This window comes from Clostridium guangxiense, from assembly GCF_021043395.1.
In the GTDB taxonomy this organism is placed as follows: domain Bacteria; phylum Bacillota; class Clostridia; order Clostridiales; family Clostridiaceae; genus Clostridium_S; species Clostridium_S guangxiense.
This window is the reverse complement of sequence record NZ_JAJNKE010000030.1, coordinates 35,315-53,172: the sequence shown is the minus strand read 5'-3', so window position 1 is coordinate 53,172 and position 17,858 is coordinate 35,315. Positions and strand designations below refer to the sequence as shown.

General features: G+C 29.7%; 14 protein-coding genes. 5 read left to right on the top strand and 9 right to left on the bottom strand.

What is annotated here, in order from left to right; all coding sequences use genetic code 11:
- Positions 1-306: 306 nt before the first annotated feature.
- From LQK79_RS15320 to LQK79_RS15290, 7 genes are all read right to left on the bottom strand, one after another.
- Positions 307-1,218, bottom strand: coding sequence for a PTS system mannose/fructose/sorbose family transporter subunit IID (locus LQK79_RS15320; protein WP_231017116.1), 912 nt, complete (start codon positions 1,216-1,218; stop codon positions 307-309).
- Between the two features lie 19 nt (positions 1,219-1,237).
- Positions 1,238-2,044 carry a PTS mannose/fructose/sorbose transporter subunit IIC gene (locus LQK79_RS15315; protein ID WP_231017115.1) on the bottom strand — a complete coding sequence of 269 codons (807 nt, stop codon included), beginning with the start codon at positions 2,042-2,044 and terminating at the stop codon, positions 1,238-1,240.
- 35 nt (positions 2,045-2,079) lie between these two features.
- On the bottom strand, positions 2,080-3,057 hold the full coding sequence (locus LQK79_RS15310) for a mannose/fructose/sorbose PTS transporter subunit IIA (RefSeq protein WP_231017114.1): 978 nt from the start codon (positions 3,055-3,057) through the stop codon (positions 2,080-2,082).
- A 179-nt stretch (positions 3,058-3,236) separates the two neighbouring features.
- Entirely contained in the window at positions 3,237-3,710 is a 474-nt protein-coding gene (locus tag LQK79_RS15305) for a mannose/fructose/sorbose PTS transporter subunit IIB (RefSeq protein WP_231017113.1), read from the bottom strand.
- A 71-nt stretch (positions 3,711-3,781) separates the two neighbouring features.
- The gene (locus tag LQK79_RS15300; RefSeq protein WP_231017112.1) at positions 3,782-3,898 is read right to left on the bottom strand and encodes a PTS sugar transporter subunit IIA domain-containing protein; all 117 of its coding nucleotides are present in this window, start codon (positions 3,896-3,898) and stop codon (positions 3,782-3,784) included.
- 206 nt (positions 3,899-4,104) lie between these two features.
- Positions 4,105-6,909 carry a sigma 54-interacting transcriptional regulator gene (locus LQK79_RS15295; protein ID WP_231017111.1) on the bottom strand — a complete coding sequence of 935 codons (2,805 nt, stop codon included), beginning with the start codon at positions 6,907-6,909 and terminating at the stop codon, positions 4,105-4,107.
- A 348-nt stretch (positions 6,910-7,257) separates the two neighbouring features.
- Positions 7,258-7,461 carry a hypothetical protein gene (locus LQK79_RS15290; protein WP_157055783.1) on the bottom strand — a complete coding sequence of 68 codons (204 nt, stop codon included), beginning with the start codon at positions 7,459-7,461 and terminating at the stop codon, positions 7,258-7,260.
- Between the two features lie 56 nt (positions 7,462-7,517).
- Here LQK79_RS15290 and LQK79_RS15285 point away from each other — a divergent pair, with 56 nt between their 5' ends.
- From LQK79_RS15285 to LQK79_RS15270, 4 genes are all read left to right on the top strand, one after another.
- Positions 7,518-8,732, top strand: a complete 1,215-nt coding sequence (locus tag LQK79_RS15285) for a MerR family transcriptional regulator (protein ID WP_231017110.1) — start codon at positions 7,518-7,520, stop codon at positions 8,730-8,732.
- A 125-nt stretch (positions 8,733-8,857) separates the two neighbouring features.
- The gene (locus LQK79_RS15280; RefSeq protein WP_231017109.1) at positions 8,858-10,114 is read left to right on the top strand and encodes an MFS transporter; all 1,257 of its coding nucleotides are present in this window, start codon (positions 8,858-8,860) and stop codon (positions 10,112-10,114) included.
- Between the two features lie 82 nt (positions 10,115-10,196).
- Positions 10,197-10,424 carry a helix-turn-helix transcriptional regulator gene (locus LQK79_RS15275; protein ID WP_053242985.1) on the top strand — a complete coding sequence of 76 codons (228 nt, stop codon included), beginning with the start codon at positions 10,197-10,199 and terminating at the stop codon, positions 10,422-10,424.
- On the top strand, positions 10,424-10,747 hold the full coding sequence (locus tag LQK79_RS15270) for a hypothetical protein (protein WP_053242986.1): 324 nt from the start codon (positions 10,424-10,426) through the stop codon (positions 10,745-10,747). The genes LQK79_RS15275 and LQK79_RS15270 overlap by 1 nt, the downstream gene beginning before the upstream one ends.
- 412 nt (positions 10,748-11,159) lie before the next feature.
- Here LQK79_RS15270 and LQK79_RS15265 read toward each other — a convergent pair whose 3' ends face one another.
- Both LQK79_RS15265 and LQK79_RS15260 read right to left on the bottom strand, forming a co-directional pair.
- Entirely contained in the window at positions 11,160-12,548 is a 1,389-nt protein-coding gene (locus tag LQK79_RS15265; protein ID WP_053242988.1) for an MATE family efflux transporter, read from the bottom strand.
- A gap of 164 nt (positions 12,549-12,712) precedes the next feature.
- A complete protein-coding gene (locus tag LQK79_RS15260) occupies positions 12,713-14,794 on the bottom strand; it encodes a helix-turn-helix domain-containing protein (RefSeq protein WP_231017108.1) in 2,082 nt (693 codons plus the stop codon).
- Between the two features lie 199 nt (positions 14,795-14,993).
- On the opposite strand from LQK79_RS15260, the gene LQK79_RS15255 reads away from it, so the two are divergent.
- A complete protein-coding gene (locus LQK79_RS15255) occupies positions 14,994-17,195 on the top strand; it encodes a HelD family protein (RefSeq protein ID WP_231017107.1) in 2,202 nt (733 codons plus the stop codon).
- Positions 17,196-17,858: the final 663 nt, after the last annotated feature.

Genomic DNA, 17,858 nt, shown 5'->3' with positions numbered 1-17,858 from the left:
TTTACAATTTTTAAGCCTTAGATTTATAGGATTTTTTTAACGCGACGAAGCATTATTACTTCACAACTTCCAGTTTAACAGGATAAGCTTGATATTATCAATTTCAACCTTACATGTTTGTTTATCAATACGTACGTTTGTTTCTATTATATATTTTTTATTTGCTGCTATCAAGGGGGCGATGTTTTACGCTCTTAAGTTGATTTTTCTTGAGTATTTGCAATTTTTCATCATTAATTTCTTTATGTTTAACAAAAGCCTAGGCTAAGTAAAAATATTACATTAACCCAGGCTGAGTAAAAAATATTACATTAAACCGATTAAGTGGAAAACAACACCGATTACGAATAATCCAAGAATAATGATAATTGGAGATACTTTCTTCTTAAGTAGCCACATACATATAAGTGTTATTGCTAATCCTGCAAGTCCAGGAATCAATGAATCCAAGTTATTTTGAAGCGTTGTAACTTTATGATCAGTTAACGACAAGCCAGCTGATTGTTGCAGCAGAGCTTGCTTAATACCATTTGCTCCAGCAGGAAGCTTGCTCCAATCAATGTAGGCACCATTACTTAACTTAACGGATGATACTGTAGGTGTAAATTTAACGGTTACCCATCTGTTAACTAATGATCCCAAAATGAACATACCAAGTATGGATGCTCCTTTTGTAATATCTTGTAGTAACCCACCTGATAAATCATCGGTAATACGAGATCCTGCTTTATAACCAAGCTCTTGTGTATACCACATAAATGACATACGGATGGCATTCCAAGCAAAGAAATAGATAAGTGGTCCAATGATGTTACCATTCATAGCAAGAGAAGCAGCTAATGCCCCTAAAATTGGCTTAACAGTAAACCAGAAAACTGGATCTCCGATACCAGCTAAAGGTCCCATCATACCAACTTTAACACCTTGAATAGTTACGTCATCGATTGGTGCACCATTTGCACGGTCCTCTTCTAATGCTAATGTTACACCAATGATTGGTGAAGCCACATATGGATGGGTGTTAAAGAACTCCAGATGACGTTTCAATGCATCTGTACGCTCTTCTTTAGTCTTATATAATTTTTTAATTGCAGGAATCAATGTAAACGCCCAACCACCGTTTTGCATTCTTTCATAGTTCCAAGAACCTTGAAGGAAAAATGAACGCCACCAAACAGAAATACGATCTTTTCTTGTTAATTTTAATTCTTTTGCCATTTTCGTGTCCTCTCCTTTCTTAGTAATTATCAATAATATCGCCTAATGGATCACCAGTATTTGAGCCGCCACCTTTACCTGAACCGCCTTGTTTACTAAGAGCTAAGTAAAGAAGAGCCAAAGATACACCGATTGCACCTAGTCCGATAAGTGTAATTTGTGAAACAGTTGCTAACACAAAACCAATTGCAAAGAATGGCCATACTTCTTTTGTAGCCATCATGTTGATTACCATTGCATAACCAACAGCTACAACCATTCCGCCACCAATTGCCAAACCATCTGTTAACCAAGTAGGCATAGAATTAAGTAATGAACGAATCGGACCAGCACCAATTGCTAAGATCAAAGCTGCTGGAATTGCAATACGTACTCCTTGCATACAAATAGCAATAACATGCCACATTTCAACTTTTCTGATATTGCCTTCTCTAGCAGCAGCATCCATAAAATGTACAAATGCTGTAGCGATTGTACGACAAATAATTGTTAATAATAGTCCTGCTACTGCTAGTGGAACAGCAATAGCTATAGCTGAAGAAACTCCTGCTTTACCTTGTCCGCCAAGAACTAGAATGATTGCGGATGCAACAGATGCTAATGCTGCATCAGGTGCTACGGCAGCACCGATATTTGCCCAACCTAAGGCAATCATTTGAAGAGTACCACCTAGGATTAGGCATGGCACTAAGTTACCTGTAACTAAGCCGATTAACGTACAAGCAACTACTGGTTGGTGAAAATGAAATTCATCCAAGATACCTTCCATACCAGCTAGAAATGCTACGAAAACGACTAATATCACTTGAATAATATTTAGACTCATGATTATTAATCCTCCATTTCTTCTAAATAGTTAGATTATTTTAATTTATTTAATTCTTCTTGTGCTTTTTTTAATATTTCGTCCATATTTCCTTTTGAATCATTTGGAACTTTACGAACATCAAAGTTAAGTCCAGCTTGTTTAAGCTTATTGAAGGTATCAATATCTTCTTGATTAAAAGCAAGCACTTTGTTTGGTTGAACTTTACCTGTAGAGTGAGCCATAGAACCAACATTGATTGTCTTCAAAGGTACGCCACCTTTTACTGCTCTAAGTACATCTTCTGGATTTTCGAAAAGAAGCATTGCACGTTCTCCTCCAAAATGCTTATCATCTTTTGCAAGTTTAATCATTTGATTAATTGGAACAACATGAGCCTTAACACCTGGAGGCGCAGCCTGTTGGATTAATTTCCTACGAAGCTCATCTTTGGCCACTGCATCTGACACAACAATAATTCGTGTAGGTTGCATAGTCTTTGACCAAGCAGTCGCTACTTGCCCATGAAGTAAACGAGAATCAATACGAGCTAAAACATATTCGAATGATCCAGGTGCACCTGCATTAGATTGCCCAGCGGAAGCTTTTGAAAATTTGCTAGTATCTGCTGGTTCCAATTCTTCAGGCTTAACTTTAACTCCTTCTTTAGCTGTGTTTAAGATATGAGTCGCAATTTTCTGTGCGGATTCCATTGAAGAACGTAAAGCATAAGCTTCAATCACCATTGGTAGATTCATACCAGCTACGATTGCCCATTTATCTTTGTGTTCTTCAAATAGACTGTTCACTTGGTTAAATGGTGTGCCGCCCCAAAGATCAACTAAGAATAAAACCTCATCTTGGTTGTCAAGGGATGCGATTGCGTCTTTCATTTTTGCTTTAACATCATCAGGGCCTTCACTAGGCATTAACGTAACAGCTTGTACGTTTTCTTGTTCTCCAAAAATCATTGTACTAGATTGCAAGATGCCTTTAGCAAATTCTCCGTGACTAGCAAGAATAATTCCTACCATTTTTATACCTCCTATTTTTTATTTGTTACAGTTTTTTATTTGTTGCAGAAAAAATTTTATATAAAAGTTCTGAAGAACCTGTAACCAAAAATATTGATTATAATATATTTCAATTAATTTACAAATTATAATGACATTTGATTTCACCGTTACTTTAGCAGAAGTTAATATGGTAAATCTTATAGTTTTGACATTAAATCTACTTTTGAATCTGAAGAAACTTTTCTTATTTCTAGTTCAATGCCTTTTTTATTTAATTTTTTGAAAGCTTCAATATCTGTATCGTTTACTGATACTACACTAGTTATTTGTTTTTTTCCTTCCTTAAATGACATACCACCAATATTTACACTCTTTATGTCTACTCCACCTTCAACCATTCTCACAACATCAGTTGGATTAGTGAATAACAATAGAACTCTATCATCTTTGTATTTTGGATTATTATAAACTCTTATTGCCTTATCAATTCCTAAAACATTTGCTCTAATTCCTGGAGGTGCAACTTGTTCCAAAAGTATCTTTCTAATTGAGTCCTTTTCTACATCATCATTACATACAATTATTCTTTGACATTTTGTGTCTTTTGACCAAATTGTTGCTACTTGACCATGTATTAATCTGTCATCAATTCTTGCCAATACTATATTCATTATAAATCATTCTCCTCATCATCACTGTTATTATCTAATGCTTCTTTTAATGAGTAAACTTACACCTGTAACTAAATTATATTTATGTTTTCGTTTTCATCTACAACTCTACTAGCTACATTAAAATAACTTCCTCCAAATAAATCTACCATAAACATTAATCCATCTTTGTAATCCAATTCTGTCACACTATTATATACAGCAATTGTCGTGCCAAAATAGTGTATTGTTTTTTATGTTTATGTGAAGTCTTTTAAAATAGCTGTTTTTTTGTTCTGAAAAATTTTTTTATTTTTTTACTGATACACTTCTTTTGTGATTTTAATACTATTTTTTGATTTTCAATAATAAAAAAGTATATTGTGATAGAAGTGTATCAGTGTATTGTATTTTTTTATTCTATTATCTCTGCTAAAAACAATATTTCGTCTTCAGATAAAGTTATATTTATAGTATCCTTAAATATTTTATTTGCTTCTGTGATAATTTCCACTATGTGCATATTCAATTTATCCTTTTCCCTCTTGTATTTTAGACCGTCATTTATTACCATTCTCTCTAAAGCACAGCCAACATGAACCATTATTCTTATTTTGGTTGCATTGTTAAAGCTTATTTTTCCATTCTCCTCCAAAATATTTATAAACTGATACAATACACTTATTATTTTAGAAGGATTTAAATAAGTTAAAAATTGATTCAAACTGTCTTCGCATAAGTCCTTTACTACTGTGTTTCCATGATTTTTTTCAATTTTAAAACTCTTTCTTTGTATTATACTCATTAAAATATTTTCGCCATCACCACTAATTAGTTCTTCAAGCGATATAAATGGTGCTTCGATTTTAGGATTTAAAACACCAACAGAAGCTATTATATTATAGCTATTTTTTATTTTTATTACTTCCCTTTTTATGTCTTTTATACTTATTGGTAAAATTTCAATTTCTTTTTCCTTTGTACTTTTAACAATGCTTTCCACAAGTTCTTTTAATTTTACTGCGGTTCCTTCTCCAGTTGAGCATATTGTTATTATTGCCTTTTTCTTATTTACACTTTCTTCATTTATAACTTCTTCTTCCTCAACTTTTGACTTTGAATATCCTCTAAATTGCTTAAGTGAATTGTACAATCCATCTAAATCCATGTCTAAGATATTAGCCTTTCTTACGGCTTCAAGTACTAGCGGCGTAGTCACCATGTCTATTGTCTTAACCTTAATGTCTGTTTTTTCCATTATTATTGAATCAAAATTTGAAAGCGATCCCATGTCAACTAATAAAAGTATTCCTTTCCCCATATCAATTTCTCTAGCTTTTTCTATTATTTCATCAAGTATTTGGGTTGGGTTTACTTCAAGCGGCATGTCAATTGCTTCTATTACTCCCTCTCCTAATAACTGTTTTGTAACATTTACCATACTACTAGCTGTGCTGCTACCATGAGCTGCAACTATTATTGCCACATGTGTATTAGTTTGTTCTTCTGTAACTGAACTAATTAAAATTGTCAAATATATTACTTCAATTTTAGGTACAACTACATCATATTTTTTTTCAATCATTCCCTTAATTTCAACTGCAATATTAAATTCTGCTCGCTTGTCATTTATTATGCCTTCAATATTAGTGTATTTTAAATTTTCATGATTGCTTAATCTATTTAAAAAAGAACTTAGATGAAGACTTAAAGCATATAAAAACCTGTCATTTAATTTCTTATTTATTTTCTTTTCAATCATTAGCATTACATCTTCTGAAAATTTTAATATATCTTCATTTACAATCTTTAATATTTTATTTCTATCGTCCTCATCATTTTTCACCTTATTATAGAAAGATTTAATATGAATATTAATATCTGTAGTTATAAAGTTGTTTATATACTCATCATCAGCTCCACCATCTTTTAATATTGCAGCTTTATCTTCTATTATTTTATAAAGATTAAAAGGTGGATCGTAAGGATCCTTATCGATTAGTACATTATGTCCCTCTGGTGTTATTACTAGCTGCGAGTCAAGATAATCAGATATCTTCTCCATTTCCTTTCTCTTTCCACTTAAATAAAAAAGTCCATTTTTAATGTCTGATGGTAAAGATTTAAAGGTGATATCAATGTGATCCTTAGTATTGATACTCTTTAAAAATGCTGTAGCACAAATTAACTGTATATTAGACTTCATCTGTCCAATATTTCCATAGGATGTACTTCCAATTATTGCTTTAACCGCCTCGTCTTCTATTTTAATTACTTTATTCACTCTATGTGCTTCATTTGCAAGCAAATATTTAATTAAGTCAACCTTTTCTTTTATTGATCTTTTTTCAAAATTAGGAATAGTTATTACTATTGGTATTCTTCTAATAAATGTTTTTAATAATGATGAATTTGGATCTTCTGTAGTAGCTCCAATTATAAGTACAGAGGATTTCCTATTTCTTTCAGTTTCTCCTAATCTGTTAAATCTACTTGTATCCATAAAGTAAAATAACATTTCTTGACCTTCTGGAGGAAGTCTATGTATTTCATCTAGGAATAATATTCCACCATCAGCCTTCTCTACTATTCCAGATTTATCACTGTCTGCTCCTGTATAAGCTCCTTTTATATGTCCAAATAAATGCGATATTAAAAGTTGTGGATTATTGTAGTAATCCGCACAATTAAATACTATGAAAGGCGCATCTTCACTTAATCTACTTACATATTTTGCTTGATTGTACATCATATTTGCAAAAAGCGTCTTACCAACTCCTGTTTGCCCTACAATAAGAGTATGCAGCCCATTAGGCGGATATAATATTGCTGCTTTTGCCTGTTCTACTTGATTTCTAAGACTCCCTTTGGCTCCAATTAATCTGTCAAATGGCGATTTTTCTTCTACCTTTTCTATCTTTTCTTCAGAGTTCAAAATTTCATCTAGAGATTTTATTTCCATAGGCCCTTCTTGTAATTTTTTATTGATAAGCTTTTCAACGCAGGCCTTATCAATGTATAGTACAGGTCGTACTTTTATTTTTATTATCTTACCTTGTCTTTGCAGTTCATTAAGCTCCATACTTACATTATTTCTTAATATGTCTAAATTTTCTGAAATTTCTAAGGAGCTGAATCCACATTTCTGCTTCAGTGTATCAATGTCAAATTCTTTAGTTTTTTCTACAATATAATTATATATTCGTTCTATTCTTTTCAAAACTCTAGCCTCCTATATATAGTAAAACCAGCTCAACTACAAACTATATATGCACCATAATGTCTAGAAGCCGACATTTTAGTGCAACTAAATTTTAAGCTTCACAGTTGTATATTTTTAATAATATCAATACACTTTTTTTTATATCAATACTATTATAGGATTTATATTGGTAAGTTTCAATACTAAATTTTACATCTTAATTTATGCTACCCCTTTCTATTACCTTAGCTGCTCCGTCATTGTCGTTTGTATCGGTAATAAGCTTGCCTTAATCTTTCAACATCATGTACAGATACGAATTCCAATATATGATTTATTTTTACATATATATCAGCTATAACAAAGTTACTTCCATTTCAATAATAGAATCTTCATATTCTTTATCTCTTCATTGCCCTCTTTTATATATATAAGATACAGACCTAAAGTATTGTCAATCTTAGCTATTCCCTGTAGAGTCAATATAAATGGCTTTGTTTCTGAAAGCACCTTCTTGAAATGCTCATTAATCTCAGTTGATGTGATACTTCTTTCAAATGTAAATACCAATTTGATTATGCTATAATTATTTATTATTAAAGCTTACCACATATGGAGGTAACAATATGAAGATTGGCAAATTTTCTAGAATTAATAATTTAACTATAGATACTATAAGGCATTATATGAATATAAATTTGATAATACCCGAAAAACAAGGGGGACAATACAACTTTGATACTAAATGTCAAAATGATTTGGAAGACGTATTATTACTTAAAGAAATGGGATTTTCATTAAATGAGATCAAATCAATTTTTATGTTTAAAAGACTAGCTAAACTTACTTCCTATCAAGAAAATGAATGTTTCAAAACATTTTTTACAAATAAATATGAACAAATAGAACATCAAATAATAGTGCTTAATAAAATGAAAGAAAAACTCAAAGCAAAATCAAGTCTCCTTTCAAACATAGAAACCAAAAATAAATCTGTTATGGGTGTAGACATTAAAGCACTAAATATTTTAAAGTGTTTTAAATGCAAACAGGATTTAGAACTTCGTGAAGGCAATATAGTAGACAATCAAATTATAAACGGAAAGCTTATATGCCCTTGTGGTGAAGAATATACAATTCAAAATGGAATATTAAAAATTTATAATACAGACGTAAATGACTTTAAGTTTAATTCTAATTATATTATAGATTATATAAATTCTACCAATATAGATTACTTAGATAATGTTTATCGTGGAATGGACTGGCTATATAAAAAAATTAATTTTACTAATTTAAAAAATAAAGTAATACTTGAACTAGGTTCAGGAATTGGGTTTTTTTTAAGAAGCATTTATCAAAATCTACCTGATGATTCAATATATATTGCCGTAGATCATGATATAAACAGACATTTATTATTAAAAAGCATACTAGAAACCGTAAACTGCAAAAAGAATATATTATTTATTTGTTCAGACTTTAAGCAAATTCCAATAAATGATAAATCTGTTGATGTACTTTTAGATATTTCCGGAACAAGTAATTACAGCTTTGACAATGAAGAATTTTTATTAAAGCTAATCGATAATTATGTAAAAGATAACGTAATTATAATAGGTACTTATATTTTATTTAAAAATTTTGCCTCAAATTCTTTAATAAGAAATAATTATCGAAAAAACTTTATGATAAATAATATTAAAAATGAAATTTCAAAGCTTAACTATAATATCTTTGAAGAAAATATATCAGATTATATAGAAAAAGGCGGTAAATATGAAGGTTATTTTAAAGATGGCGAGAAAGTATATTCATATTTAATCTTTGGCAAAAGATAGGGTTAACTCTATCTTTTGCTTATTTTATAATAAAATTTTATTAATTAATGTATTGATATGGTGATAAGACTACTATCTATAATGAACTTAAACAAAAACAATATTTAAAGGAAAGTAGGATTAAAATGTTAGTATCAGTCTTATCATTAAAAAGATTTTCAAAGAATAGAGAATTCTTAAATGTATTCTTGTTTTCAATTGCAAACTTCATATCTCTATTTGGGACATCTGTATATAATTTTGCCATTAGCTTATATGTATTAAAGCTTACTGGTTCTGGTTTAAACTTTGCAACTACTTTAACAATAAGTATTTTATCTACTGTTCTTATAAATCCATTTGCAGGTGTACTTGCTGATAGAATGAGCAAAAAATTGCTTGCTGTAATTACAGATATCTTAAATGTCACTTTATTATTAGTTCTTTATATATTAACTATGAAGCACACTTTAAATCTACCAATGATTTACGTAAGCACCTTCTTCTTAAATGTATTTTCCACTATTTATGGAATAGATGTCGAAGCCTCAAAACCAAATCTGGTATCGAAAAAAATGCTTATTTCTATAAATTCCGCTAGCAAAATAATTGAATCCATTTCTTCAATAATTGGCCCAATGGTTGGTGGTATAATTTTCGCTTTGATAAATATACGACTTTTCATCATAATTAATGCTTTTTCTTTTGGCATATCTGCATCTCTTGAAATATTTATGGATTTCAATTTTAATTATAGTAATAATAAAAAAAGCAAAGAAAATTTCAATTTTTTTACTGACATAATTTACGGAATCACCTATTTAAAAACCAGAAAAAATATTATAAGTATATTTACAATTTTTATTGTATTAAATTTTTTCATCGGTCTTTCAATAAATGTTCCAATGCCATATATAATAAATAATGTTTTAAAATTAAGCACTAATTTCTTTGGTATAATAGAAGCATTTTTCTCTGTTGGAATGATTTTAGGCGCCCTTATAATAAAAAAAGTTATGAAAAAATACTGCTATCAAAAGATTACAAAAGTAATGAATATCATTCTATCAATTTGTATGATAGTAATAGGTTGTTCCGTTATAATTCACTATAAAATACTCAATAAAAATTTTTATTTGATATATTTCACTCTAATAACATTATTATCAGGTATAGCTATAGCTTCAATTGACATTCCTCTCTTCTATATTCTCCAACAGACTATTCCAGACAATTTTAGAGGAAGAGTACTTGGTGTGGGAAGCAGCATATCTAAAATAATTCTACCTATTGCACTAATCATAGCTGGAGCTCTTATAAATCTTACACCATCATACATTTTACCAATAATAAGTGGTGCAGGACTTTATATTTTTAGTATGTTATACATTAAAATTGACTGAATTTACTTATGTTGATTATATCCAATATAATGTTTACTATATACAACATTATGTGCTATACTCTTTCCAAGGAAGTGATTTTATGGTTAAAAGAAAAAAGATATTCAACACTAAAATCAAAGTATTAAGAGCTGAAAAAGATTTAACTCAAGAGGATTTAGCCATAGACCTTGGAGTAAATAGAAGTACCATACTAGAAATAGAAAGAGGAACTTTTAATCCTTCGTTAAAACTTTCTTTTAAAATTGCAAAATACTTTGGGAAAACTGTTGATGAGATTTTTGAGATGATAGAGAAGGATGAAGAATAATGTTAGTTAAATTAATACTTGAAATTAATGCTTTAATAGCCGCTATGTTTTGCGGTTCATTTTTCATAATAGCTTTAAGTGACAAGGATGAAATGGACGAGAGTAATTTTAATGCTGCTCTTAAAGGAGCTTCTATAGTAACAGTTGTTTCTATACTAATATACTGCTATTACATGCTTGCAACAGGAACAAAAAACATATCAATAAACCTATTGTTTTTAGCTGTTGATGAACTAAGTGGTTTAACACTTATATTTAATTTTTTAGAACAAAAGGGGATTGATTTTTCCATAAAACTAAAAACAAAAAACTTAGAAACATAATAATGTATATTTCTGCAGCTCTTTCCTCAGTACTTATTATATTAATTTTCTTAAATTTAAAAATCTTTCAGAACAAATCTGGATTTATAGGATATGATATGCTTTTAATGTGTTTGAATTTTATTTTAATATCTATACTAATCCCTTTGATGCCAAACAAAAAAAAGAATACCAACAGGGAAGAAGTAAAAGAAAATAATAAAAAAATTGATAAACTTTTTAGAATATTTTATTTAGTATTCGGTACTTTCTGGGGACTGTTTATAATTTATGTTATATACAGACTAGCAACTAGGTGAATCAAGGTAATTATAAATTAAGTTAAAGATTTTCCGTAGTATAACGGAGAAAAATCATCATTAACTGTGAACTGTGCATTGTGAATTGTGCACTAAAAAGTGGTAAGTAAAAATTAAATACTTTTACTTACCACATGCCTTGGCATTTTTTCTTCTTCAAATTTCTCTTTGAAGGCTTTTCTTATAAAGTGAATTGATGTTAATATAACAACCACATCTCCTACTGGATAAGCCATGAAGGCACCTTTCATTCCAAAAATCTTTATAAACAATGTTGCTAAAGGTATAAATATTACTATCTCTCTATATATTGATAAAAGAAAACTTTTCCTTGCCTCTCCTATTGCTTGATAATAATATATGGTAACATAATATATTCCCAAAAGCGGAACGAGAAGTGTACAAGTTCTAAATGCACTTACAGTTTGAGCTAATAAAGCCTTGTCCTTCAAGAAAAATCCTATTATCGGATAAGAATATTTCATAAATACAACCCAAAACACAACTGAAATTATAATAATATATTTAATTGAGCATTTTAAAATCTTTCTTACTCTATTGTAATTTCCGGCTCCAAAGTTATAGCTTATTATAGGCTGCATTCCAGAACTTATGCCGATTATCGCAATAAACATAATCATTAAAGCTTTTGTAACTATTCCAATAGTAATTATCGCAGAATCCCCACCTATTGGATGCAAAATATTATTAAGTACTGCTCCAACGAAAGCATCTACCATTTCAATTATAAAAGTTGAAAATCCAACGGTTATTATTTCCCATATTATGTTTTTATTTACAGTCTTTAAGGTCAAACGACTTGAAAATTTAATTTTAAATTGATTATTCGTTTTAATAAACATGAAAAGTGCAAATATAAACGAAATTACCTGTGCTGTAATATTAGCAACTGCACTTCCTATAAGCCCCATACCGAATGCTACAACAAGAATATAGCTAAACACTATATCAAGTGATATGCCTATAAGATTTGTATAAAGAATTATCCTTGCTTTACCAAAAGATATCATTATATAACACGCTACAATTGCAAGTGCCTGAAAAACTCCACCTATCAAAAGTATTGATACATACTTATCTGCTAAGGCATAAATTGCACTACTTGCTCCAATAGCATGAATAACAGGCTTTCTAAAGAAATATATTAAAACGGAAACCGTTATTAAAGAAATCAAAGTCAACATAAGAGAATTTACTATTACATTCTTTAATTCCTTTGTATTTTTTTCTCCCATAGCCCTTGCTGCATATGCTAATGTTCCTGAAGCAATCAAAAGTCCAAGTGCAATCATAAGCTTTTGTATTGGATAGGCTACTGTTACAGCTCCTATCGCTTCAGTTCCAACATATCTTCCAGCAAAAACCGTATCAACAGTATTATAAAGTTCATAAACCAGTGATGAGAGTATCGCAGGTATTGCAAATTTTAAAAGCAATTTACTTATATTTTCGGTAAGGAAACTTTTATCATTTGCTCCCATAAAACCACCTCATTTCTTGCAGCTTAAAGATCTCCTAAGCTACAAGTTAATTATACTATTTATATAAGGTGGATTTCATCAACTAAAGTGCTCACATAAAAGTACCAATATGCTATGTTAATAAAATGGATTTTTTATGCTAAAAGCAAATAAAACCAATTTTATTACTTATTTATACCTTCTACAGGTCTAATAACTATCAATACAGCACCATATCCCTGAATTTTACTTTGAATATTAAATATTGTACTTTTCTTTATGCTCCTAAAATGTATGCTAGGAAAGGCTGCCTTGTGAAGTATTTCCTTTTCTTCTTTACTAAGTCTCTTAGGTCTGCCCATATCTGTCCAATAATTATAGGAGGAACCAACCTTCTCGTTTATATCGTAAGCCGTTACTCTTACAGCCGAAGGTATACCAACTATATTAATTGAAAATTTCTTCTCGGTAATGTTTCTAATTCCTCTAAACTTCGAAAATTTGTCAAAAAGGTTGAGGTTATCTATATCTTCATGATAGCTATAAAGCAAAATCTGGTATTCATTATCACTCTTAGTAACTATATATCCATTATCCTTAGCAACTAAGACATCTCCTAACTTATTCATTAAAAAATAAGCATAATACGAAGGCTTTTTTATACCCTTATCATTAATAAGTCCCGAATATCCAAAGAAAACTTCATTTGTAAGATTAACCTGCTTATCAAGAACATCAAAAGCTCTTAAAACATTTCTGCTTGGTTTCTTATTTACAACACTGTTAATTACAAAAGGAAGCATATATGCAGTATCATATATATAATTTATATCATCATTATAGGAGAATTTCTCCTCAATAATTTCAAGTTCATAATCTTCCAAAAGCAGTTTTTCTACCTGCTGTCTCACTTCATCCTTCACTTTATCTGCAAATTGAAACTTGAATTCATTGAAGCTTACAGTATCAAGTTCATTAAAGTAATCCAAAAAGGACTTTAATGCTTTTATAAATTCATCAGACGTAAAACTATCATCATCAAGTACTATTACTACACCTATTCCAAGGGTATCTAAGAACTCTAAAACATCTCTAGTTCTATTCCAGTTATAAAACTTTGATTCCGGAAATATTCCCATGTCCTGACTAAACACATTTAAAAGCCTTGCATACTTAAATCCAATTTCATCTTGAATCGTTTCAAGTATATCCTTATTGTCTTCAATTAAAAGTTCAAAAGCATCTCCCACATTAATTATATCTTTAAACTCCTTTTGAAACTCACCAATTTCATTTGACATATTAAGCGTTATCTTAGATATTTTTTCTTCATAGTTAAACCTATCATAGTCCTCAAGATAATAAGTTATATAGTCGATGCTATCTTTAAGTTCAAAATAAGTTATTTTCTTTTGCTTTTCAAATTCCTCATCAGATAACTTAAATTTTTTTCTGTACTGAGTTGGCGAACACTTAAAGTGAATTTTAAAGTGCTTATTAAAATATCTAGTATGCGAAAAGCCAACTTCTTCTGATATCTCAGATATAGTTTTATCTGTATCTAACAAAAACTTTAATGCTTCATCAACTCTAGTTAAGTTAAGAAGGTCTGTGAAACTATATCCAGTTGTATCCTTTATTTCATGAGACAGATAATGGGTGCTTAAAAATTCCTTTTTTGCTATATCTTGAAGTGTTATATTGTCATTATAATTATTAAATATATATTTTGTAATTCTGTGGTATCTTTCAAGCTGTTCTTCTTTCTCCCTTAAATCTTCTCTTTCACTTGTAAGATAGTGAAAGTTATTTATGAGGTGATATAGAATCTTTACCAAAATATCTTCAATTGCCTCATCATAGTTGTCCTGCCTTTGAACAGCTTCGCAGGTTATTCTTGAAAGAAATGTCCTAAGTTCATCATACTCCTCTCCTTTTTGACCATTATCATCAGTAATATTGGTGTAGAAGAACATATTTTGAATATCATTATAGTATTTCTCAAAAAAATTTGGGTCAATATGAAATACCAATATCATATTGTTCTTATCTCTGCTTACAATACTGTGAGCCTCATCTATATTGACTATTTCTATATCTTTTTCAATAAGCTCATACTTATCAGAATCTATAGTCACATAGAATTTTCCCTTAAGAACATATAATATCTCTATGGAGTTATGCCAGTGTACAGGATATTCCATTATATTGGCACAACAAATATTAACTGGTACATCTTTTTTATAATTTATATATTCTCTTCTCATAAAACACCCCGTAATAAAAATAAAATCATATTTACTTTACACAAACATGATTTTAATATATAATAAAAAAGCTTATAGTTTTTCATTTTATAATATAATAATTCTATTATATTATAGCACATTACAGTTTTCAATGTCAATAGGCAATTCCCCTGTAAAAAGTCTTATTTTTATCAAAAATTTTTAGGAGGTACTATTTATGTGTAATTTTAAGGAAGATTCTAATGAAGAAGCTTTATATCTCAAAAAAACTCTTAATTTCATAACTCAGGAGTTAAATAAAGAAAATCAAAATACCAATAATTTTGAAAAGGATCTTATCAACTCTAGAAAAAATATGTGGCAAGAAACATCTCATTCCTCAAGTGATCTTGACAAAATACCAGAAATGAATCACTATCTTTCCGAAATAAATATTAAGTCTAGCATTTTTGAAAAATCTGCTGCGAGGATAACCGCATATAAAAAAATGCTTTCTTCCCCTTACTTTGGCAGAATTGACTTTAAAGAAGACGGCTTTGATGATACTGAAAAAATTTATATTGGAATGCATAATTTGCTTGATGAAAATACAGATGAAATTTTAGTTTACGATTGGAGAAGTCCTGTTGCCAGCATGTTTTATGAAGGTGAACTTGGTCAAAGCCATTATAATTCTCCTATTGGTATAGTTAGCGGAAATATATCTTTAAAGAGACAATATAAAATACAAGACTCAAAGCTAATATATTTCTTTGATAGCAGCCTTCAAATAAAGGATTCCATGCTTCAAGAAATATTGAGCAAAAACTCTTCCGATAAAATGAAAAACATAGTTCAAACAATACAAAAAGATCAAGATGTCATAATAAGAGATACAGAAAACGAACTCTTAATAGTTCAAGGCTGTGCTGGAAGTGGTAAAACTTCTATAGCTCTTCACAGAATTGCTTTTTTGCTTTACATTGGCATGTCCTCTAATTTATCCTCGAATAATTTTATAATAATCTCTCCAAATTCAATTTTTAGCAAGTATATCTCAGGAGTTTTGCCTGAACTTGGAGAAGAGAATGTAAATCAAATAACCTATGATGAAATATCATCAAAATATTTAAATAATGGCCTTAGACTTGAAAGAAGAAATGAACAACTTGAAGATCTAATACTTTCTAAAAATTCTACTAAGCTGGATAATATAAATTTTAAGGGTTCTACAATCTTTTTAGAAATACTTAATAGATTTATAGATTATTATTTAAGAAAGCTAATTCCATTCGCAGATGTATACTATAATAATAAAGTTATTTATTCAAAGGATGAAATTAAGAATATGTTCTTAAACAATAAAATAGGCATGGCTCCGGCTAAAAGACTTAAACGAATTGAAAATATAATATTCAATAAAATTCACCCTATACAAAAGGAAAGATTAAAAAAAATTGAAGTCATAGTTAAAAATAGTTATGGACATGAACTTGAAGTAAAATCCTTCAGCAGACTACTGTCAATAAAAGAAACAAAAATATTAGTAAATGATCTTTCTAAATTTACCAGAATAGATTACCTTGCATTGTATAAACTATTATTTTTTAATTTAAAACTATTTAAGAAACTCTGTAAAGGTTTAGCACTTCCTTCAAATATAAATGAAATAATAGAGTATACTAGGAAAAGTTTATCTGAGAAATTTATTCCTTATGAAGACTGCACTCCCATTATGTATTTAAAATTAAAATTTAATGGACTAAATGATTTTTCTCAAATATCACATGTGGTAATAGATGAAGCACAAGATTATTATCCATTTCAATTTGAAATATTTAAGCTTTTATTTCCTAAAGCACGTTATACCATTTTAGGAGACTTTAATCAAGCAATGGAAAATAAAAAGGATGAAACAATATATGAAGACATAGATAAAATACTTCATAAAAACAGATCCCTAAAACTGTTCCTAAACAAAGGCTATAGATCTTCTATGGAGATAAATTTATTTGCACAAAAAGTTTTAGGTAAAAAAAATACTTCTATAGACTTTTTTGAAAGACATGAAAATAAACCAGAAATAATATCGCTTCCAAATGAAGTTTCAATATATACCTCAATAGTTTCTGACATAGAAAGGTTTCATAATGATGGTTTTAAATCTATTTCAATAATATGCAGAACTCATAAAGAGGCAAAAAAAGCCTATGCTGCCCTTAAAAATTTGTCAGATGTAAAATTGATAGACAGTGATGCACTAGAAATTGAAAAAGGAACATTAATAATCCCATCATATATGGCAAAAGGCTTAGAATTTGATGCTGTTATAATATTAAGCACTTTTACTGAAAACTATACTAACGAGTTCGATAAAAGGCTTTTATATGTAGCTTGCACAAGAGCACTCCATAGACTTAAACTCTATTACATTAAGTAAACTTGAGCAATTTAAAAATATTGCGAAGTAACAGTATCTTGAGATATTAAATGGAAACTATAAATCTAAGGCGATGATTGTCAAAATTCTAAGAAGTTTCAATAACTCGCCTGTGGCTCAGACAGATTGAAACTTCTAAGCCTTTTAACAATCATCACCTAAGATTTATTAGCTTTCATTTAAATCATCTCTTCAATACTGTTACTTGGCTAAACCGGAAATGCAAGGTAAATTTTTCTCCGGTTCCCTACGAAAAATACTCTATAATCACTGTTAATCAATAAATGAATGGACAAGTTCACACCAAAAATTCCGTAGGTACGGAGGAATTTTTTCCTTGCACTACCGTGGGAGCGAAGTAATACTGCTGAGGAAACGATTTAAAAAAATTCTAATAAATCTTGGTAAAAAAATCATAAAGTACTTAGATATCTCAATTTGCCTGAGCGCACAGCGAGTATAAACATACGCGGGGTTTGGGCTCTGCCCATTATCCTTCTAGAACTCAAAGCAACCACTTTTTTTTAATAACCACTTAGATTTATGGATTCTTTTTAATGTTATAAGTCACTGTTACTTCGCAATATTTCTATTTAGTGCAACATCCCCAAGCCTCTATATTATAAGTAAGCGCTAATTTATGGTTCAGGATTCTAATGGGCT

Coding starts and splice junctions, on each gene's coding strand:
- LQK79_RS15275 (WP_053242985.1), top strand. CDS start 10,197: ATGGTTAAAAGAAAAAAGATATTCAACACTAAAATCAAAGTATTAAGA.
- LQK79_RS15280 (WP_231017109.1), top strand. CDS start 8,858: ATGTTAGTATCAGTCTTATCATTAAAAAGATTTTCAAAGAATAGAGAA.
- LQK79_RS15310 (WP_231017114.1), bottom strand. CDS start 3,057: ATGGTAGGAATTATTCTTGCTAGTCACGGAGAATTTGCTAAAGGCATC.
- LQK79_RS15315 (WP_231017115.1), bottom strand. CDS start 2,044: ATGAGTCTAAATATTATTCAAGTGATATTAGTCGTTTTCGTAGCATTT.
- LQK79_RS15320 (WP_231017116.1), bottom strand. CDS start 1,218: ATGGCAAAAGAATTAAAATTAACAAGAAAAGATCGTATTTCTGTTTGG.
- LQK79_RS15255 (WP_231017107.1), top strand. CDS start 14,994: ATGTGTAATTTTAAGGAAGATTCTAATGAAGAAGCTTTATATCTCAAA.
- LQK79_RS15270 (WP_053242986.1), top strand. CDS start 10,424: ATGTTAGTTAAATTAATACTTGAAATTAATGCTTTAATAGCCGCTATG.
- LQK79_RS15260 (WP_231017108.1), bottom strand. CDS start 14,794: ATGAGAAGAGAATATATAAATTATAAAAAAGATGTACCAGTTAATATT.
- LQK79_RS15285 (WP_231017110.1), top strand. CDS start 7,518: ATGAAGATTGGCAAATTTTCTAGAATTAATAATTTAACTATAGATACT.
- LQK79_RS15305 (WP_231017113.1), bottom strand. CDS start 3,710: ATGAATATAGTATTGGCAAGAATTGATGACAGATTAATACATGGTCAA.
- LQK79_RS15265 (WP_053242988.1), bottom strand. CDS start 12,548: ATGGGAGCAAATGATAAAAGTTTCCTTACCGAAAATATAAGTAAATTG.